Here is a 14,596-nt window from a genome sequence, read left to right on the forward strand (position 1 = left end):
GTGTGAGCCTTCCTTTCCAATCAAGCTGGAATGGTGATGAAACTGTCAGGTCTTCGTAAAGTCCCTTGTATCGTTTGGTGCCTTGCATTGAATGCGCTGGTTTTTCTGGTTTGGTACGCGGCGACGCCCACTTTTTTCGACAGCGAAAACAGCCCTCATCGCGTTTACCGGCTGGAGTTCCATAAAGCATCTCTCTTGCAAAGAATCGCTCATCTCGATTTCAAGATGCCTTATGTCGTGCGCTTGTACAAGATTGAGCCCAAGACGCTGCTGGGTGAAAGCGGGGTGGTCGATCTCTGGCTGAACGGCGAAATCACGTGGTATCTGAATTCTTCGATGGACCGGAATGAAGTGCGCGTCGGCAGGGATGTCGTGTTTGAAAAAATCCCGGCGGAATGCACACCTGCGTCACCGCTGGTCAGTTGTCCCAAGCCTTGATGCGCTCGTTGAAAAAAATCCCGTGTGTCGTGTGGTGCCTGGTGCTGGCCGGTTGTGTTGTTTTGGGGTGGCGCGCCACTTCCCCTGCGTTCCTTTATAGCTACAACAGTCCTCATGAAATCTATCGCCTTGAGTTCCATCAGGCCTCGATCCTGCAGCGCATCGTCCACTACGACTTCAGGATGCCTTTCGTCGTCCGGCTATATCGCGTTTCGCCCAAAACGCTGTTGCGAGAAAGTGAAGTCGTTGACCTTCAAGGCGGAGGGCAGTTCGACTGGCATCTCGATCCACCAGTCGCCACCAACAAGGTGTACGTAGGCAATGAAGTGGTGTTTGAGGGCATTCCCTCGGAATGCGGCGCCCCACCGCTTGCCAGTGGGTGCCCTGCCAAGCCTTGATGAAGCGCTTGCGCCGTGAACGAGTCTGTGAAAATCAGGAAAACCACCCTCGGATGGGGGGCAGGCCTGGCAGCCCTTGCCGCTTTCGTTTGGCATGCCTCAACACCGACTTTTTTCGACAGCGAGAACAGTCCGCACCGGGTTTACCGACTGGAGTTCCACAAAGCATCGATCCTCCAGCGCGTCTTTCACCACGATTACAAGATGCCTTACGTGGTGCGGCTGTACCGCGTGGATTTCAAAACTTTGCTGGGTGAAAGCAGTGTGGTCGATCTATGGCTGAATGGCGAAACCTACTGGTATCTGGACCCGCCGATGGACATGAAGAGAGTGCGCGTGGGGCGCGACGTGCTTTTTGAAAACGTCCCCTCCGAATGCACGGACCCGACACGGCCACCGGATTGCCCCCACAACTGACGCTTGCTAATCCACAGCGCCACCCATCACCCCAAGAACCCCAGATTCACCGGATACGCCGCCCCCCCGAAATTCCCCAGCCTTGGCAGCACGCCTGCCATCTCCGTGCCAGCCACCCCGAACCACCGCGCCATCGTGGCCGCGTACTGGTCCACCGCCGTGCTGGGCAGCAGGCGGCCCTGGCCCACATGCCACTGGTCTTCGCTGCCGCTGCCATTGCCCACGCTGACGGGCGGCGGCGTGCCGTAGAAGGCCGCGCCACGCACCGCGCCGCCGACCACGAAGTGGTGGCTGCCCCAGCCGTGGTCGGAGCCGTCGCCGTTCGATGTGAGCGTGCGGCCGAAGTCCGATGCGGTGAACGCGGTTACCTTGTCGGCCACGCCCAGCTCAACGGTGGCGTTGTAGAACGCGGTCATGGCGCTGCTCACGCGGTCCATCAGCACGGCCTGGCCCGAGACCAGGTTGTCGTGCAGGTCGAACCCGCCCAGCGACACGAAGAACACCTGCCGCCGCGTGCCCAGCGCGCCGCGCGCGGCGATCAGCCGCGCCACCACCTTGAGCTGATCGGCCAGCGGGTTGCCGGTGGGGAACGCGGTGGACACGCCCGTGCCCGCCAGCGCGGCGGAGATCTGCCCCTCCGAGCCGATGGAGCGCTGCGTCACGCGCGCGTATTCGGCCTCCATCGCGTGGGTGCTGGCGGCCTGCACCAGCTCGCTCAGCGCGCCGCGCACGGCGCTGGAGCCATAGACGTTGTTCTTGACCCCGTTGATGGGCACGGCGCCGCTGGTGCTGATCTGGTACTGCAGCGCCTGGTCGCCCGAGAGGAACACCGCGTTGCCGCTGGCCGAGATGCAGGTGAACAGCGAGTTGGTGTTGGCCGACAGGGCGAGGTCGCCCAGGTTGCCGCCCCAGCCCACGGTGGAGCCTTCGGCGCCCTGCGATTGCCACACCGACTGCTGGTCGTTGTGCGAGAAGAGCTTCGGGGGCAGCGGGTAGCTGCGGCGGTCGGCGCTGGCGTACTGGGCCCGCGTGAGCGGCACCACCAGCGGGCCCACGTTCAGCTGCACGGCCGCGCGCCCGCTGTTGAACAGGCCGGCCATGCCGGTCATGGAAGGGTGCAGCGCGTACTGCAGGCCGCCTGCGAGTGCGCTGGCCGGCTGCAGCACGGTGTTGCTCAGAGCACCGCGCCCGAGTGCGATGCCGCCCGCGGCGCCGTCCGCACCGCCGCCCCGGATGGCGGCGTATTGGGCGTAGCGCGTGCCGTCGTAGGGCACGACGGTGTTGGCGTAGTCGTTGCCGCCATACAGAAAGACGCACACCAGCGCCTTGTAGTCGTTGGCTTCGAACGCTGCGGCCTCGCCCAGCGCGGCGAGGTTGAGGGCGAACGGCAACGCGGTGCCGGTGGCGGCCAGCTGGGCCGAGCGCCGCAGGAAGGCGCGGCGCGTGTGGCGGGCCGGGTCGATGAACGGGGTGGATGTGTTCGTGGGCATGGGCGTGTTCCCTGGGCGGTGTGCGGCGGTCACTTCTGCACGAGGTATTCGGGGCTGGCCATCACCAGCAGCACGGCCGCGGCCACGCGGTTGAGCTGCACGGCGGCGGTGCTGCTCGCGGTGACGGGCGTGGTGTTCAGCGCAGCGGCGATGCGGCCCTGCGTGGCCGCGGAGACCTGCCCCGCCGACAGCAGCAGCGCCGCCTTGCGCACCAGGGCCGTGGCGTCGGCCACCAGCGGCAGCAGGTTGGCGTAGGTGCAGGCGATGTCGAAGCCGTTGTTCGCGTTGCTGGCGTTCTGCGGCAGGTCGGGCGCATTCACGAAGATGCCGTTGCGGATGGCGTTCTGCATGAAGTTCAGGTAGCCGCTCACGCTGGTCTCGTTGACGATCTGGAACTCCGGGGCGACCTGGCCGTTGGCGGCGATGGCGGTGGCCGGCGGCACGTAGCCGGGGCGAAAGAAGTTGAACACCGATCCCGCGCGCATCGGGCTTTGCCCCAGCCGCGTGGCCGGGTCGCTCAGGTCGCCGATCTTCCAGCTGCCCTGCGCGGACCGCAGCCCGAACGTGCGGCCCCACTGCACGAAGCGCACCATGGGCTCGCGCAGGCGGCCGAACTGCGGGTTCGTCAGCCCCGTGGCGCTGCGCGCTTCGGTATCGAGCAGCACGGCGGCGACCACCGCGCGCAGGTCGCCGCGGGTGCCGCTGCCGTTGTTGGCGAACGCCGCCGCCACGCGCGCCACGTAGGCCGGGCTGGGGTTGCTCGTCACCAGGCGCTGGATGAGCTGGCGGCCGATGAAGGGGCCCACGTTGGGGTGGTTGAAGAGCGTGTCCAGCGCGGTCTTCAGCGCCGCCTCGCCGGGCGTGCCTGCGCCGATGGTGGTCCCCAGGAAGGTGGCGGCCAGCGCGGAGTGCCGGCTGGCGGTCAGCACCATCGGCAGCCGGGCCTGCTGCGGGCTGGGCACGGTGCTGGCGCCCACGGTGGTGGGCTGGCTCTGGCTGCGGTCGTAGTCGTAGCCGGTGAACACGCGCGCCAGGTTGCTCACGTCGGCGGCGGTGTAGCTCTCCAGCCGGTTGCCGCTGCCGTCGCGCTGCTCGGTGCCGTCGGCGTTGAGCTGGTACAGGCCCAGCGTGAACAGCTGCATCACCTCGCGGGCGTAGTTCTCGTCGGGCTGGCGGCCGGTGCGGGCGTCTTCCTTCTGGTTGCCGCGCGTGTTGAGGTACACGCCCATGGCCGGGTTCAGCGTCACGGCCTCCAGCAGCGCGCGAAAGTTGCCGAAGGCGTGCGTGTTGAGCACGTCCCAGTAGCCGGCGGCCAGGAAGGCGTTCCAGGTCTGGTCCAGGCCATTGACCGAGACCACCATGATTTCCGACAGGGCCAGCGCCACGCGCTTGCGCACCGCATCGCCTGCGGTGAACAGCTGGCTCCACAGCATGAAGTCGGCCGGGTAGGCGGCGTTGTAGAAGCGCGTGTCGGCATTGGCGACGCCATAGCCGCGCTGGGTGAGCCAGTCGGTGCCCGTCGTGCCGATGGGCTGGGCGAACTGGTCGGCCAGCCAGGCGGCGTAGCCCCGGGCGCGCACCTCGGCGATGGATTCGTCGGTGGCCGAGAACTGCGCCTGCAGCAGAAACCGCGCGGCCTCCTCGTCGGTGGCCGGGGCGTTCACGGCCCCCGTGCCGCCGCCCGAGGGCGCCGGACTGGGGGCGGGGGTGCCTGTGGCAGGCGGCGGGCTGGTGCTGCTGTCTTCGCTGCCACCCCCGCCGCCGCCGCCGCAGGCCGACAGCAGGGCGGCCGCCAGCGCGGCGGCGCTGGCGGCCGGCGCCTGTGCGCCAGGGGTCGGGGTGGCCGAGGGAGAGGAATCAGGGATGGGCTGCAGGGCCGGCGAGGGGCCTGGCGGGGAGGCCGCAGGGCGGTCGGCGCCGAGGGCGGGTGCCGCGGGGGTCAGCATCATGGGCGTCTGTCCCGGGCGAACGGGAGCGTGGCGGATGGGGACATGGGCATCGCCGGGGCGTCGAGGCGACGGCGGCGCGCGAGGAGGGGCGGGAATTTTTGGGAACGGCACGCCCGCCCATTCCGATGACAGGCCGATGCAGCTGTTACATCCGGTCTGTGTCTGGTTGCTACTGCTGCAACGAAGGCTCTCCCGTCCGCCCTTTCGCCCCCTGCCGCCATGACCGCCATGGCCGGCCGCGCCGTCAGCGCCCCAGCCGCCGCGCCACTTCGCCGTCCAGCGATGCCATGAACGTTTCCACGGCCCGCGTGTAGTCGCTGTCCAGGCCCAGGGTGCCGTTGATGTCGCCATGCGACAGCGCCTGCGGCAGCACTTCGGCACGGCTGCCGGCCTCGCGCACGCGGCGGGCCATGTGCACGGCCTGCTGGCACGGGTGGTCCGGGCGCACGGTCGAGCACACGAACTGGAACGGCGCCGCGCCCGGCACGAGCTGGTCGTAGGGCGACAGCGCCGCCCAGTAGGCCGGATCGTCGCCGAAGGCCTCGTCGTAGAGCGCGGCGTGGGGCGCCCCCATGAGGGCGGGCAGGTCCAGCACCGCGCTGTCCAGCGACACCGCGCCCAGCCAGGGCGCCGCGCCCGCGCGCTGCGCCAGCGCCGGCTGGGCGTTCAGCAGCGCCACCAGATGCGCGCCCGCCGAATGGCCCATGAGCACGGTCCGGGTGCCGTCGGCGCCCCACTGCGCCGCCCGCTGCTGGACCGTGGCGAGGGCCGTGGCCACGTCGTGCGCCTGCAGCGCCACGCCCGTGTCCGGCAGCAGCCGGTAGTTGACCGACACCAGCACGAAGCCGAGCGGCACCCAGCGCGCCACCTTCTCCTGCACCACGCGCTCCATGGCCTTGTCGCCCGTGCGCCACGCGCCGCCATGGACCATGAAGAGGATCGGCGCCCGTGGTCCGGCGGCCGGCCGCGCGGAGGCGGGCGGCAGGTACACGTCCATGCGCTGCAGCGGGTCGTTGCCGTAGGGCACGTCGAAGAGGCGCTGCACACCGTCGGGCAGCCGCGAAATGCTGCCGGTGCCGTCATGCAGGAATCCCGCGGCCTTCGGGCCACCGGCCCCGGCGAAGCGCTCCTGCCACGGGCTTTGGGCCTGTGCCGGCGGGGCCATCGCGGCGGCAAAGGCCAGCAGCAGCGCGGCCCCGACCGGGCGGCACAAAGGGGCTGAAATGCGGCTGGGTCGGGGGTGGGCAGTGGCGTGGGCGGTCATGGCATCGGGCTCCGTGGGTTTCAGTGGCGGCATTGCGAAGGGGGCAGGGCGCTGTGCCCTGCTCGCCACTGTGCCGCGCCACCGTTCCAAAACGATGGCCCGCCCATGCCAAGGTATGACAAACCATGACAGCCGCGCCCGGGCGTGTCATGGCCTGACACCGGCGCGGTTCCCGCACTGCCCCGGCGCTGCGGGCCGGCCCTACCATCGTGGCCAATCACAGGGGTTTTTCCATGACCGATGCGCGGGCCCGGATTCTGGTGGCCGATGACGAACCCGACCTGCGGGCGCTGCTGGAGCGCTACCTGGGCGACCACGGCTATGCCGTGCGCACGGTGGACGGCGCCGGCCCGCTCGACCGGCTGCTGGCGCGCGAGCGCTTCGACGTGCTGGTGCTGGACGTGATGATGCCGGGCGAGGACGGCCTGGCCCTCTGCCGCCGCCTGCGCGCCCAGGGCGAGACCATTCCCATCCTCATGCTGACCGCGCGCGGCGACCCGGTGGACCGCATCGTCGGCCTGGAGATGGGCGCCGACGACTACCTGCCCAAGCCCTTTCAGCCGCGCGAACTGCTCGCGCGCATCCAGGCCATGGTGCGGCGCCAGCGCATGCTGGGCGCGCACGCCGGCCCCGCGCCCTCGGCCGGGCGCGTGGCGTTCGGCGATTTCACGCTGTGGCTGGACGAGCGCCGGCTGGAGCGCGCGGGGCAGGACCTGCCCATCACCACCGCCGAATTCGCGCTGCTGCGCGTGCTGGCCGGCCACCCGCACCGCCCGCTGGGGCGGGACCGGCTCATCGCGCTCGCCCACGGGCCGGCGCATGCCGCCACCGACCGCAGCATCGACGTGCAGGTCATGCGCCTGCGCAAGCTGATCGAGGCGGACCCGGCCCGGCCGCGCCACATCCGCACCGTGTGGGGCGTGGGCTATGTGTTCGTGCCGGATGCCGCGGCCCCACCGCCGGCCGATGGCGCGGAGGCCGCCCCATGAGCGCGCCGGCCGGCCCCGCGCCCGGTGCGCGCAGCACGTGCAGCACGTGCAGCACGCCTCGCACGCGCTGGCCGCGCAGCCTGCTCGGACGGCAGTGGCTGCTGGTGGCGGCCCTGGTGGTGCTGGGCCAGCTGTGCGCGGCCTGGCTGGCGCGGCAGATGGTCCTGCGCCCCCGCGCCGACCAGGTGGCCGAGGGCGTGGCCCGCCATGTCGATGCGCTGCGCGCCGGGCTGGCCGCGCTGCCGCCCGCGCAGCGCGCGGCGTTCGCCGACGCCTTCAACCGCCGCGCCCGGCAACTGGCCGGCACGGCCGCTGGCGCCGCGCCCGGCGCACGGCCTTCGCCCGTGGAGCGGGCCTTCATGCAGGCCGTGGAGCGCCGCCTGGCGGCCGATCCCGACGGCGCAGGCGACGCCAGCCCCCGCTGGCGGCGCGACGAGGCCGGCGGGCCCGTGCTGCGCGTGTCCTTCGACGGCGCGGACCACTGGCTCGGCCTGCCCGGCCTGTTCCCCACGCGGGAGGCCACGGGCGCCTGGCTGATGGCCACGGTGGCTGGCATGCTGCTCGCGCTGGCTGCGGCCTGGTGGCTGCAGCGGCATCTGCACCGGCCGCTGGCGCGCGTCGTGGCGGCTGCCCAGCGCATCGCTCGCGGCCAGCCGCCGCCGCCCCTGCCCGAGGAGGGCCCCGAGGAACTCGCCACCGTCAGCCGCAGCATCAACGCCATGGCGCTCGCCCTGGCCCGCGCCGACCACGACCGCGCGCTGATGCTGGCGGGCGTGTCGCACGACCTGCGCACGCCGCTCACCAAGCTGCGCCTGGGCGTGGAGATCGCGCAGCCCCGGCTGGACGGCGACCTGGCCGCCAGCATGGCGCGCAGCATCGACGAGATGGATGCCATCGTCGGCCAGTTCCTCGACTTCGCCCGCGTGGGCGAAGCCGAGGCCCCGGTGCGCGAATCGCTCGACGCCCTGGCCGACGCCGTCGCACAGGCCCAGGCGGACCACGGCCGCACCGTGCGCGTGGAGCCGGGTGGCGCCCCGCCGCTGCCCCTGCGTCCCCAGGCCCTGCGCCGCGCCGTGGACAACCTGGTGGAGAACGCCTGGCGCCACGGCGCCGCCCCCGTGGTGCTGCGCACGGGCGGGGCCGCGCAGGGGGCTGCCGCGTGGATCGAGGTGCAGGACGGCGGCCCGGGCATCGCGCCGCAGGACCTCGCCCGCGTGCGCGAGCCGTTCGCGCGCGGCGGCGCGGCGCGCTCGGGGTCGCCGGGGGCGGGGCTGGGCCTGGCGATCGTGGAGCGCGTGGCGCGCGTGGCGCGGGCGCACGGTGGCACGCTGGAACTGCATGGCGCGCCCGGGCAGGGGCTGCGGGCGCGCATCGTGCTGCCGCGGGAGAATGGCGCCGGCGGCCCGGAAAAGGTTTGGCGCAAAATGAGGCCCCAGCGCAATAAGTACTAAGGCATATTGCTATTGAATCAATAGCATTACCCAGGCCGGTTTGCACCGTCTCGGCGGTCCCGGTGGCTGGCTCCGGCAGCGAGGGGCCCCAAGCCGCTGAACCCGATCCACGCCACACCACGCCATGCTGCCCCCTCCATGCCGATGCCTTTGCGAACCCTGTGCGTCGTGGCCCTGCTGCTGCTCGCCAGCGCGTGCATGTCCGTCCAACCGGCTTCCACGGCGCCTGCGCCCGCCGCCTTCCCCGGCGCATCGTGGGAAACCTTGCCGCCCGCAGGACGCGGGACTGCCTGCCGACGCGACCTCGACGCCACCCACGACGACCTTCGCACCCTGGACACCACCGCGCTGATGGCCGTGCAGGACGGCCGGGTGCTGCTGGCGCACGGCCCGGTGGAGGCGGTGAGCATCGTGTTTTCGGTGCGCAAGAGCGTGCTGGCGATGCTGTACGGAAAGTACGTGGCCAACGGCACCAACGGCACCATCGGCCTGGACCGCACATTGGCCGACCTGGGCATCGACGACACGGGCGGCCTGCTGCCCATCGAACGGCAGGCGACCGTGCGCGATCTGCTCACCGCGCGGCATTTGAATGAAAAAGGCCTCCAGCGCAATCAATGCGCCGGGATATTGCTATTTAATTGATAGCATCCCTGCGGACTGCAAGGCGCCATCGTCCGCGCCGAGCCTGAAGGCCGCCGCCGCCTGCACCAGCTCTTGCGCCTGCGCGCGCAGGCTGTTCGCCGCTGCGGCCATTTCCTCGACCAGTGCGGCGTTCTGCTGCGTGGCCTGGTCCATCTGGGTGACGGCCTCGCCCACCTGGGACACGCCCAGCGACTGCTCGTGGCTGGCCGCGCTGATCTCGCCCATGATGTCCGTCACGCGGCGGATGGCGGTGACCACGTCGGTCATGGTGCTGCCGGCCTGATCGGCCAGCGCGCTGCCCTGCGACACCCGCTCCACGCTGGCGCCGATGAGGGCCTTGATCTCCTTGGCCGCCTCGGCGCTGCGGCCGGCCAGGCTGCGCACCTCGCCAGCCACCACGGCGAAGCCCCGGCCCTGCTCGCCGGCCCGGGCGGCCTCCACGGCGGCATTGAGGGCGAGGATGTTGGTCTGGAAGGCGATGCCGTCGATCACCCCGATGATGTCGCCGATCTTTCGCGAGGCCGCGTGGATGCCCTGCATGGTCTCCACCACGCGCGCGACCACCTCGCCGCCCTGCACGGCCACGGTGCTGGCGTGCTCTGCGAGCTGGTTGGCCTGGCGGGCGCTGTCGGCGTTCTGGCGCACGGTGGCGGTCATCTGCTCCATGGAGGCGGCGGTTTCCTCCAGGGCGCTGGCCTGCGCTTCGGTGCGGGCCGACAGGTCCATGTTGCCCTGGGCGATCTGCGCGCTGGCGGTGGCCACACCTTCGGAGCCGCCCCGCACCTGCGCCACCATGGGCCTCAGGCGCGCGCGCATCTGCTGCTGCGCGGCGATGAGCCGGCCCACCTCGTTGCTGCCGTGGGCGGTGTCATCGCCGCTCAGGTCGCCAGCCGCGACGGCGCTGGCCAGATCCACGGCCTGCGCCAGCGGCCGCGTGATCGATCGCACGAAGACCGCCGCCAGCCCGCCCGCCAGGGCCAGCGCCAGCGCCATGGCCAGCGCGGCGATGCCCAGGGCGCGCTGGTGGCGGGCCACGCGCTGCTGCAGCGCGGCATCCAGGCTGGACATGGCGGTGGCGTTCAGCGCGCTCAGGGCTTCGATGGTGGCCGAGAGGTCGTCGAAATATTCCTTGGCGGGCAGCGTGATCCCGGTGGCCTGGAGCAGCCCCCGGTCCGCCAGGCCGCGCGAGGCCGCCACGCGCTGGCGCACGGCCGATACCTGGGTGGCCAGCGCGCGCTGCAGGCCCGCATCCCCGGCCATGGCGCGGTCGAAATTGCGGAAGGTGCTTTCGTCCAGCTCGCCCACCCGCTGCTGCAGCGCCTGCAGCGAGCCCTTGCCTTCGGGCGGAAGGCTGGCGCGCGCCAGGTATCCAGCCCCCTGGCCGCGCAGCAGGCCGAGCTTCTCGCCGAGCAGCGGTGCATGCACCAGCGTGGCCTGGATCAGGTCCTGGGTGGCGCCATCGGGATCGGTCTGGAAGCCGTAGGCGTGCAGCAGCTCTTCGCTCACCCGCAGCAGATCGGCCACGAGCTGGGTGTGCTGGGCCAGCGCCTGCGCCGCCGTCAGCGTGCGCGCGGCCACCGCCTGCTCCAGCGTGCGCCAGGCCTGGCCCGCATCGGCCCAGGCCCGCACCTGCGCCGCAGGGGCCGAGGCGGCGGCCAGCTGCCGGTCGGCCTCGGCCAGCGCCTTGTTCACCGCGTCGCGCACCGCAGGCCGGCGGGCGCCCAGCACCTCGTCCCCGTTGAGCATGGCGGCCGACAGGCCCCGGTGCACCTGCAGCCACTGCGCGGTCTGGTTGACCGCGATGATGGCGGGCGCGCCGGCGCTTTCGTGCTTGGCATCGGCGATCTCCTGCAAGGCGCCCCGCACGTACAGCCCGGTGGGCAGTGCGGACATCACCACGGCGATCACGCCGAGGATCAGGAATTTCTGAAGCAGGCTGAGGCGGTGTAGGAGGGTCATATGTAAATAAATGTTCGTTTTTCGAACTTAGCAAGACATGTGCCTCGCCTGGCGTCTTCGCCCCCCGGCCCATGCCCCAATCTGGTGCGCAGCGTCGTGATCGTCGCTTTGGCGGCCCGTGCGAGACGGGCCCGTGGGCAGGCCCCTGCCGATAATCGGCCTTTTCCCGCTTTTTTCCTATCGTTGTTCCCCGAGGGCGCCAGCCTGCCGGCGAATGCCGCATGCCTTGTTTTGTGCCCGATCGTCCTGCCGCGCCTCTGCCGGGGCCGGCGCGTGGCCGCCTCCTCCAGCGCGTGCGCGCGCAGGGTGGCGCCGCATGAGCGCCGCACGGGCGCCCGCCGGCGAGGCGATGGCCTCGCGGGATCTTCTGGCCGCGCTGGCGGTCGTCGTGATCTGGGGGCTCAATTTCGTGGTGATGAAGTGGGGCCTGCGCTACTTCACGCCATTTCAGCTCGGCGCCGTGCGGTATGTCTTCGCGGCGCTGCCGCTGGTGTTTTTTCTGAAGCCGCCACGGATGCACTGGCGCTGGGTGCTGCGGTTCGGGCTGTTTCAGGGCGTGGGGCAGTTCGGTTTCGGCTTCTTCGCGCTCAAGCTGGGCATGGCGATCGCGGCGGCGGGGCTGGTGTGCTTCGCCATGAACTTCATCGGCCCCGGCGCCAAGGGCACGGGGGTGGGTGGGGCCACGCTGGTGGGCATCTGCCTCACGCTGTGCGCGGCGTCGTGCTGGGCGGTGTCCAACATCGTCTCGCGCCTGGCGCAGCAGGAATCGCCGGGCTACAACCCGCTGTCGTTCGTGGCCTGGAGCAGCCTGGTGCCGGTGCTGCCCTTCCTGGCGCTGACTGCGGTGACCGATGCCGACGCGGGCCGCTGGCTGCACGCCGATGCATGGGCCGCACTGCCGCCCATCGCCTGGGCCGCAGCGGCCTACCTGGGGTGGGTGGCCACCATCGTCGGCTACGGGCTGTGGACCAGCCTGCTCACCCGCTACCCGGCCAATCGCGTGGCGCCGTTCAGCCTGGGCGTGCCGGTGGTGGGGCTCGCCGCGGGCCTGCTGGCACTGGGCGAGGTGGTCACCGCGTGGCAGTGGGCCGGCGCTGCCTGCGTGGTGATGGCGCTCGTGTGCGTGGTGCCCGGGCCGCGCTGGTCCCGGCGCCGATCGCCCCCGCGCACCCCATCCGGTCCCTGACGGACCTCTGAGATTTCCCCTTACGGGTGCGCTCTGAAATGCCCGTCCTGGCGCAACTTCTGGTAGCGGGCCGTGTAATCGCGGCGGTAGTTGGGGCCGATCCAGACGGGGTTCGTGATGAGGCCGTCGCACACCCATCGGCCCTGGATCGGCACCAGCGCCGCAGTCATCACCCGCCCGCTGCCCAGGGCTTCGCCATCGTTGGCATTGATGTCCCGCAGCCGTTGCGTGAGGCCCAGCACGGCATAGGCGCTGGTGGCGTTCACGTCCATCACCACGGAATAGGTGCGCGTGTCCTTCAGGTGCAGCCATTGGCCCACCTGCATCCCGGCAATCGCGTCCAGCATCTCGGCGTCGGCCTGGGGGTGCGCGGCGCGATAGCCATCCAGCAGGCCGGGATCGTCCGCATGGCGCTGGCGGCCCAGCACGAGCTGCTCGATGATGTGAGCCCCCCGCTTTTCCTTCGGCTTCAGCAGCGTGAGGAGATAGTCGGTGTAGGCATCGATGAAGCGGTGGGCGGTGGGCGCGTCAAGGATCATGGAAGGCATTCTGGTCGCAGGCAGTGGGTGGCGGGGCGCTGTCAGGGCCGCGCGGCGGCGTTCAGCGTGTCGCGCGTGGCCAGGGCCGCAGCACGCGCGGCCGCGGCGAAGACATCGCCATCGGCGGCGTACAGGATCGCGCGGGACGAATTGACGAGGATCGGGCCGCCCTCGCGACGGCCGGCCCGCACCGTGGCGGCGGCATCGCCGCCTTGCGCGCCCACGCCGGGAATCAGCAGCGGCAGCGTCGGCGCGATGGCGCGCACGCGCTCGATCTCGGCCGGGTAGGTGGCGCCCACCACCAGGCCCAGCTGGCCGTTGGTGTTCCACGGGCCCTGCGCCAGGCGGGCGATGTGTTCGTACAGCAGCGGCTGCCCGTCCACGCCGGCCAGCCGCTGGTTCTGCAGGTCGTCGCCGCCCGGGTTGGACGTGCGGCACAGCAGGAACGCGCCCTTGCCGTGGTAGGCCAGGTACGGCTCGATGGAGTCGAACCCCATGAAGGGCGAGAGCGTCACCGCATCGGCGCCGTAGCGCTCGAAGGCCTCGCGGGCGTACTGCCCGGCGGTGGAGCCGATGTCGCCGCGCTTGGCGTCCAGCACCACCGGCACATGCGGCGCGGTCGCGCGCATGTGGGCCACGAGGCGTTCGAGCTGGTCTTCGGCGCGGTGCGCGGCGAAGTAGGCGATCTGCGGCTTGAAGGCGCAGGCCAGGTCGGCGGTGGCATCGACGATGGCGGCGCAGAAGTCGTAGATCTTGCGGGCGTCGCCGCGCATCGCTGCGGGAAACCGGTCGGGTTCGGGGTCCAGGCCCACGCACAGCATGGAGTCGTTCTGCGCGGCCGCGCCCTGCAGCATGTCGATGAAGGTCATGGGGCGCGATTTTAGGCCGAGGCGGCCACGCCCCCGCGCCCGGGCCGGCACCATGCCGCGCATGCCTGCCCTGTCCCGCCGCCAGCTCGTCGCCCTCGTCCTCGTCACCCTCATCCGGGGCTTCGACTGGCCGGTCATGAAGCTCGGCGTGGCGGGCTTTCCGCCGCTGTCGTTCCGCACCCTCTCGCTGTGGTTCTGGCTGCCCGTGCTGGCCATGGCGCTGGTCCTGCACAAGGCCCCGTTCGCCGTGCCGCGCGCCTGCTGGCTGCCGCTGGCGGGCCTGGGGCTCGTCAACATGGTGCTGTGGCATGCCTTCAGCATCCTGGCGATTCCGTCGCTCTCCAGCGGGCGCGCGGCCATCCTGGGCTACACCATGCCGATCTTCTCGGCCGTGCTGGGCGCGCTGTGCTTCGGCCACCGCCTCGCGCCGCGCGCCTGGGCCGGCGTGGCCGCCGCCGCCGGGGGCGTGTTGCTGCTGCTGTGGCACGAACTGAGCCAGCTCGGCGGCCGGCCCGTGGGCGTGGGGCTGATGCTCACCGCCGCGGCCAGCTGGGCGCTGGGCACGCAGCTGCTGCGGCGCAGCACCCTGCCGCTGCCGGCGCTCACCCTGTCGTTCTGGATGACGGTGCAAAGCGCCGTGGTGCTCAGCCTGTTGTCGCTGGTGCTGGAGCGCGACCAGTGGCACGCGCCGACCCCCGCAGGCTGGGGCGCGATCGTCTTCAACGCGGTGCTGGTGCTCGGTTTCGCGCAGCCGGCCTGGTTCTTCCTGGTGCGCGGCCTGCCGCCCGTGGCGTCCACCTTGAGCGTGATGATGATCCCGGTGCTGGGCGTGTTCAGCGGCGCCGTCTGGCTGGGCGAGCGCCTGCACTGGCAGGACTGGGCGGCGGTGGCGCTGATGGTGCTGGCGATCGCCTCGGTGCTGTGGCCGCAGCGCCGGACGCCCGCAGTCGATGCAGCATGAAAAACGGCCCCAGTGCAATAAGCACTAGGGCATATTGCTAT

The 14,596-nt window shown here is 71.0% G+C and carries 14 protein-coding genes; 8 read left to right on the plus strand and 6 right to left on the minus strand.

Features of this window, described 5'->3' with window-relative positions; genetic code table 11:
- Positions 1 to 36: 36 nt before the first annotated feature.
- From AVHM3334_RS16595 to AVHM3334_RS16605, 3 genes are read left to right on the plus strand one after another with little or no spacing between them, the layout of a single operon-like run.
- Positions 37 to 438 (plus strand): hypothetical protein, encoded by a 402-nt coding sequence (locus AVHM3334_RS16595; RefSeq protein WP_284414172.1) that lies wholly within the window; start codon positions 37 to 39, stop codon positions 436 to 438.
- The gene (locus AVHM3334_RS16600) at positions 396 to 836 is read left to right on the plus strand and encodes a hypothetical protein (protein ID WP_284414083.1); all 441 of its coding nucleotides are present in this window, start codon (positions 396 to 398) and stop codon (positions 834 to 836) included. Before AVHM3334_RS16595 ends, AVHM3334_RS16600 begins: the two co-directional genes overlap by 43 nt.
- Before the next feature lie 15 nt (positions 837 to 851).
- Positions 852 to 1,253 (plus strand): hypothetical protein, encoded by a 402-nt coding sequence (locus AVHM3334_RS16605; RefSeq protein ID WP_502869929.1) that lies wholly within the window; start codon positions 852 to 854, stop codon positions 1,251 to 1,253.
- A gap of 26 nt (positions 1,254 to 1,279) precedes the next feature.
- Here the strand turns inward: AVHM3334_RS16605 and AVHM3334_RS16610 are convergent, their stop codons facing one another.
- The 3 genes from AVHM3334_RS16610 to AVHM3334_RS16620 all read right to left on the minus strand — a co-directional run bounded on the left by AVHM3334_RS16610 (position 1,280) and on the right by AVHM3334_RS16620 (position 5,956).
- The gene (locus tag AVHM3334_RS16610; protein WP_284414085.1) at positions 1,280 to 2,743 is read right to left on the minus strand and encodes a DUF1501 domain-containing protein; all 1,464 of its coding nucleotides are present in this window, start codon (positions 2,741 to 2,743) and stop codon (positions 1,280 to 1,282) included.
- A gap of 29 nt (positions 2,744 to 2,772) precedes the next feature.
- Positions 2,773 to 4,692, minus strand: coding sequence for a DUF1800 domain-containing protein (locus AVHM3334_RS16615; RefSeq protein ID WP_284414087.1), 1,920 nt, complete (start codon positions 4,690 to 4,692; stop codon positions 2,773 to 2,775).
- A gap of 244 nt (positions 4,693 to 4,936) precedes the next feature.
- Complete coding sequence (locus AVHM3334_RS16620) at positions 4,937 to 5,956, minus strand: alpha/beta hydrolase (RefSeq protein ID WP_284414088.1); 1,020 nt, start codon at positions 5,954 to 5,956, stop codon at positions 4,937 to 4,939.
- 233 nt (positions 5,957 to 6,189) lie between these two features.
- On the opposite strand from AVHM3334_RS16620, the gene AVHM3334_RS16625 reads away from it, so the two are divergent.
- The 3 genes from AVHM3334_RS16625 to AVHM3334_RS16635 all read left to right on the plus strand — a co-directional run bounded on the left by AVHM3334_RS16625 (position 6,190) and on the right by AVHM3334_RS16635 (position 9,041).
- Positions 6,190 to 6,945 (plus strand): response regulator, encoded by a 756-nt coding sequence (locus AVHM3334_RS16625; RefSeq protein WP_284414089.1) that lies wholly within the window; start codon positions 6,190 to 6,192, stop codon positions 6,943 to 6,945.
- The gene (locus tag AVHM3334_RS16630) at positions 6,942 to 8,396 is read left to right on the plus strand and encodes an ATP-binding protein (RefSeq protein WP_284414090.1); all 1,455 of its coding nucleotides are present in this window, start codon (positions 6,942 to 6,944) and stop codon (positions 8,394 to 8,396) included. Before AVHM3334_RS16625 ends, AVHM3334_RS16630 begins: the two co-directional genes overlap by 4 nt.
- Positions 8,397 to 8,534: 138 nt before the next feature.
- Positions 8,535 to 9,041: a serine hydrolase domain-containing protein gene (locus AVHM3334_RS16635; RefSeq protein ID WP_284414091.1), complete on the plus strand. Its 507-nt coding sequence runs from the start codon at positions 8,535 to 8,537 to the stop codon at positions 9,039 to 9,041.
- On the opposite strand, the gene AVHM3334_RS16640 is transcribed toward AVHM3334_RS16635, so the two are convergent.
- Positions 9,030 to 11,000: a methyl-accepting chemotaxis protein gene (locus AVHM3334_RS16640; protein WP_284414093.1), complete on the minus strand. Its 1,971-nt coding sequence runs from the start codon at positions 10,998 to 11,000 to the stop codon at positions 9,030 to 9,032. The two genes, AVHM3334_RS16635 and AVHM3334_RS16640, sit on opposite strands and share 12 nt — an antisense overlap.
- A 316-nt stretch (positions 11,001 to 11,316) precedes the next feature.
- Between AVHM3334_RS16640 and AVHM3334_RS16645 the strand changes: the two genes are divergently transcribed.
- A complete protein-coding gene (locus AVHM3334_RS16645) occupies positions 11,317 to 12,186 on the plus strand; it encodes an EamA family transporter (protein WP_284414095.1) in 870 nt (289 codons plus the stop codon).
- A gap of 20 nt (positions 12,187 to 12,206) precedes the next feature.
- Here the strand turns inward: AVHM3334_RS16645 and AVHM3334_RS16650 are convergent, their stop codons facing one another.
- Complete coding sequence (locus tag AVHM3334_RS16650; protein ID WP_284414097.1) at positions 12,207 to 12,725, minus strand: hypothetical protein; 519 nt, start codon at positions 12,723 to 12,725, stop codon at positions 12,207 to 12,209.
- Positions 12,726 to 12,766: 41 nt separating this feature from the next.
- The gene (pyrF, locus tag AVHM3334_RS16655) at positions 12,767 to 13,594 is read right to left on the minus strand and encodes an orotidine-5'-phosphate decarboxylase (protein ID WP_284414099.1); all 828 of its coding nucleotides are present in this window, start codon (positions 13,592 to 13,594) and stop codon (positions 12,767 to 12,769) included.
- Positions 13,595 to 13,655: 61 nt separating this feature from the next.
- On the opposite strand from pyrF, the gene AVHM3334_RS16660 reads away from it, so the two are divergent.
- On the plus strand, positions 13,656 to 14,555 hold the full coding sequence (locus tag AVHM3334_RS16660) for a DMT family transporter (protein WP_284414176.1): 900 nt from the start codon (positions 13,656 to 13,658) through the stop codon (positions 14,553 to 14,555).
- Positions 14,556 to 14,596 lie beyond the last annotated feature (41 nt).

Source organism: Acidovorax sp. SUPP3334 (assembly GCF_030159055.1).
Classification (GTDB): Bacteria; Pseudomonadota; Gammaproteobacteria; order Burkholderiales; family Burkholderiaceae_C; genus Paracidovorax.

Bases quoted from the DNA above. Each gene is read 5' to 3' on its own strand.
- AVHM3334_RS16595 (WP_284414172.1), top strand. From the start codon at position 37: ATGAAACTGTCAGGTCTTCGTAAAGTCCCTTGTATCGTTTGGTGCCTT.
- AVHM3334_RS16600 (WP_284414083.1), top strand. From the start codon at position 396: ATGCACACCTGCGTCACCGCTGGTCAGTTGTCCCAAGCCTTGATGCGC.
- AVHM3334_RS16610 (WP_284414085.1), bottom strand. From the start codon at position 2,743: ATGCCCACGAACACATCCACCCCGTTCATCGACCCGGCCCGCCACACG.
- AVHM3334_RS16615 (WP_284414087.1), bottom strand. From the start codon at position 4,692: ATGATGCTGACCCCCGCGGCACCCGCCCTCGGCGCCGACCGCCCTGCG.
- AVHM3334_RS16620 (WP_284414088.1), bottom strand. From the start codon at position 5,956: ATGACCGCCCACGCCACTGCCCACCCCCGACCCAGCCGCATTTCAGCC.
- AVHM3334_RS16625 (WP_284414089.1), top strand. From the start codon at position 6,190: ATGACCGATGCGCGGGCCCGGATTCTGGTGGCCGATGACGAACCCGAC.
- AVHM3334_RS16630 (WP_284414090.1), top strand. From the start codon at position 6,942: ATGAGCGCGCCGGCCGGCCCCGCGCCCGGTGCGCGCAGCACGTGCAGC.
- AVHM3334_RS16635 (WP_284414091.1), top strand. From the start codon at position 8,535: ATGCCGATGCCTTTGCGAACCCTGTGCGTCGTGGCCCTGCTGCTGCTC.
- AVHM3334_RS16640 (WP_284414093.1), bottom strand. From the start codon at position 11,000: ATGACCCTCCTACACCGCCTCAGCCTGCTTCAGAAATTCCTGATCCTC.
- AVHM3334_RS16645 (WP_284414095.1), top strand. From the start codon at position 11,317: ATGAGCGCCGCACGGGCGCCCGCCGGCGAGGCGATGGCCTCGCGGGAT.
- AVHM3334_RS16650 (WP_284414097.1), bottom strand. From the start codon at position 12,725: ATGATCCTTGACGCGCCCACCGCCCACCGCTTCATCGATGCCTACACC.
- pyrF (WP_284414099.1), bottom strand. From the start codon at position 13,594: ATGACCTTCATCGACATGCTGCAGGGCGCGGCCGCGCAGAACGACTCC.
- AVHM3334_RS16660 (WP_284414176.1), top strand. From the start codon at position 13,656: ATGCCTGCCCTGTCCCGCCGCCAGCTCGTCGCCCTCGTCCTCGTCACC.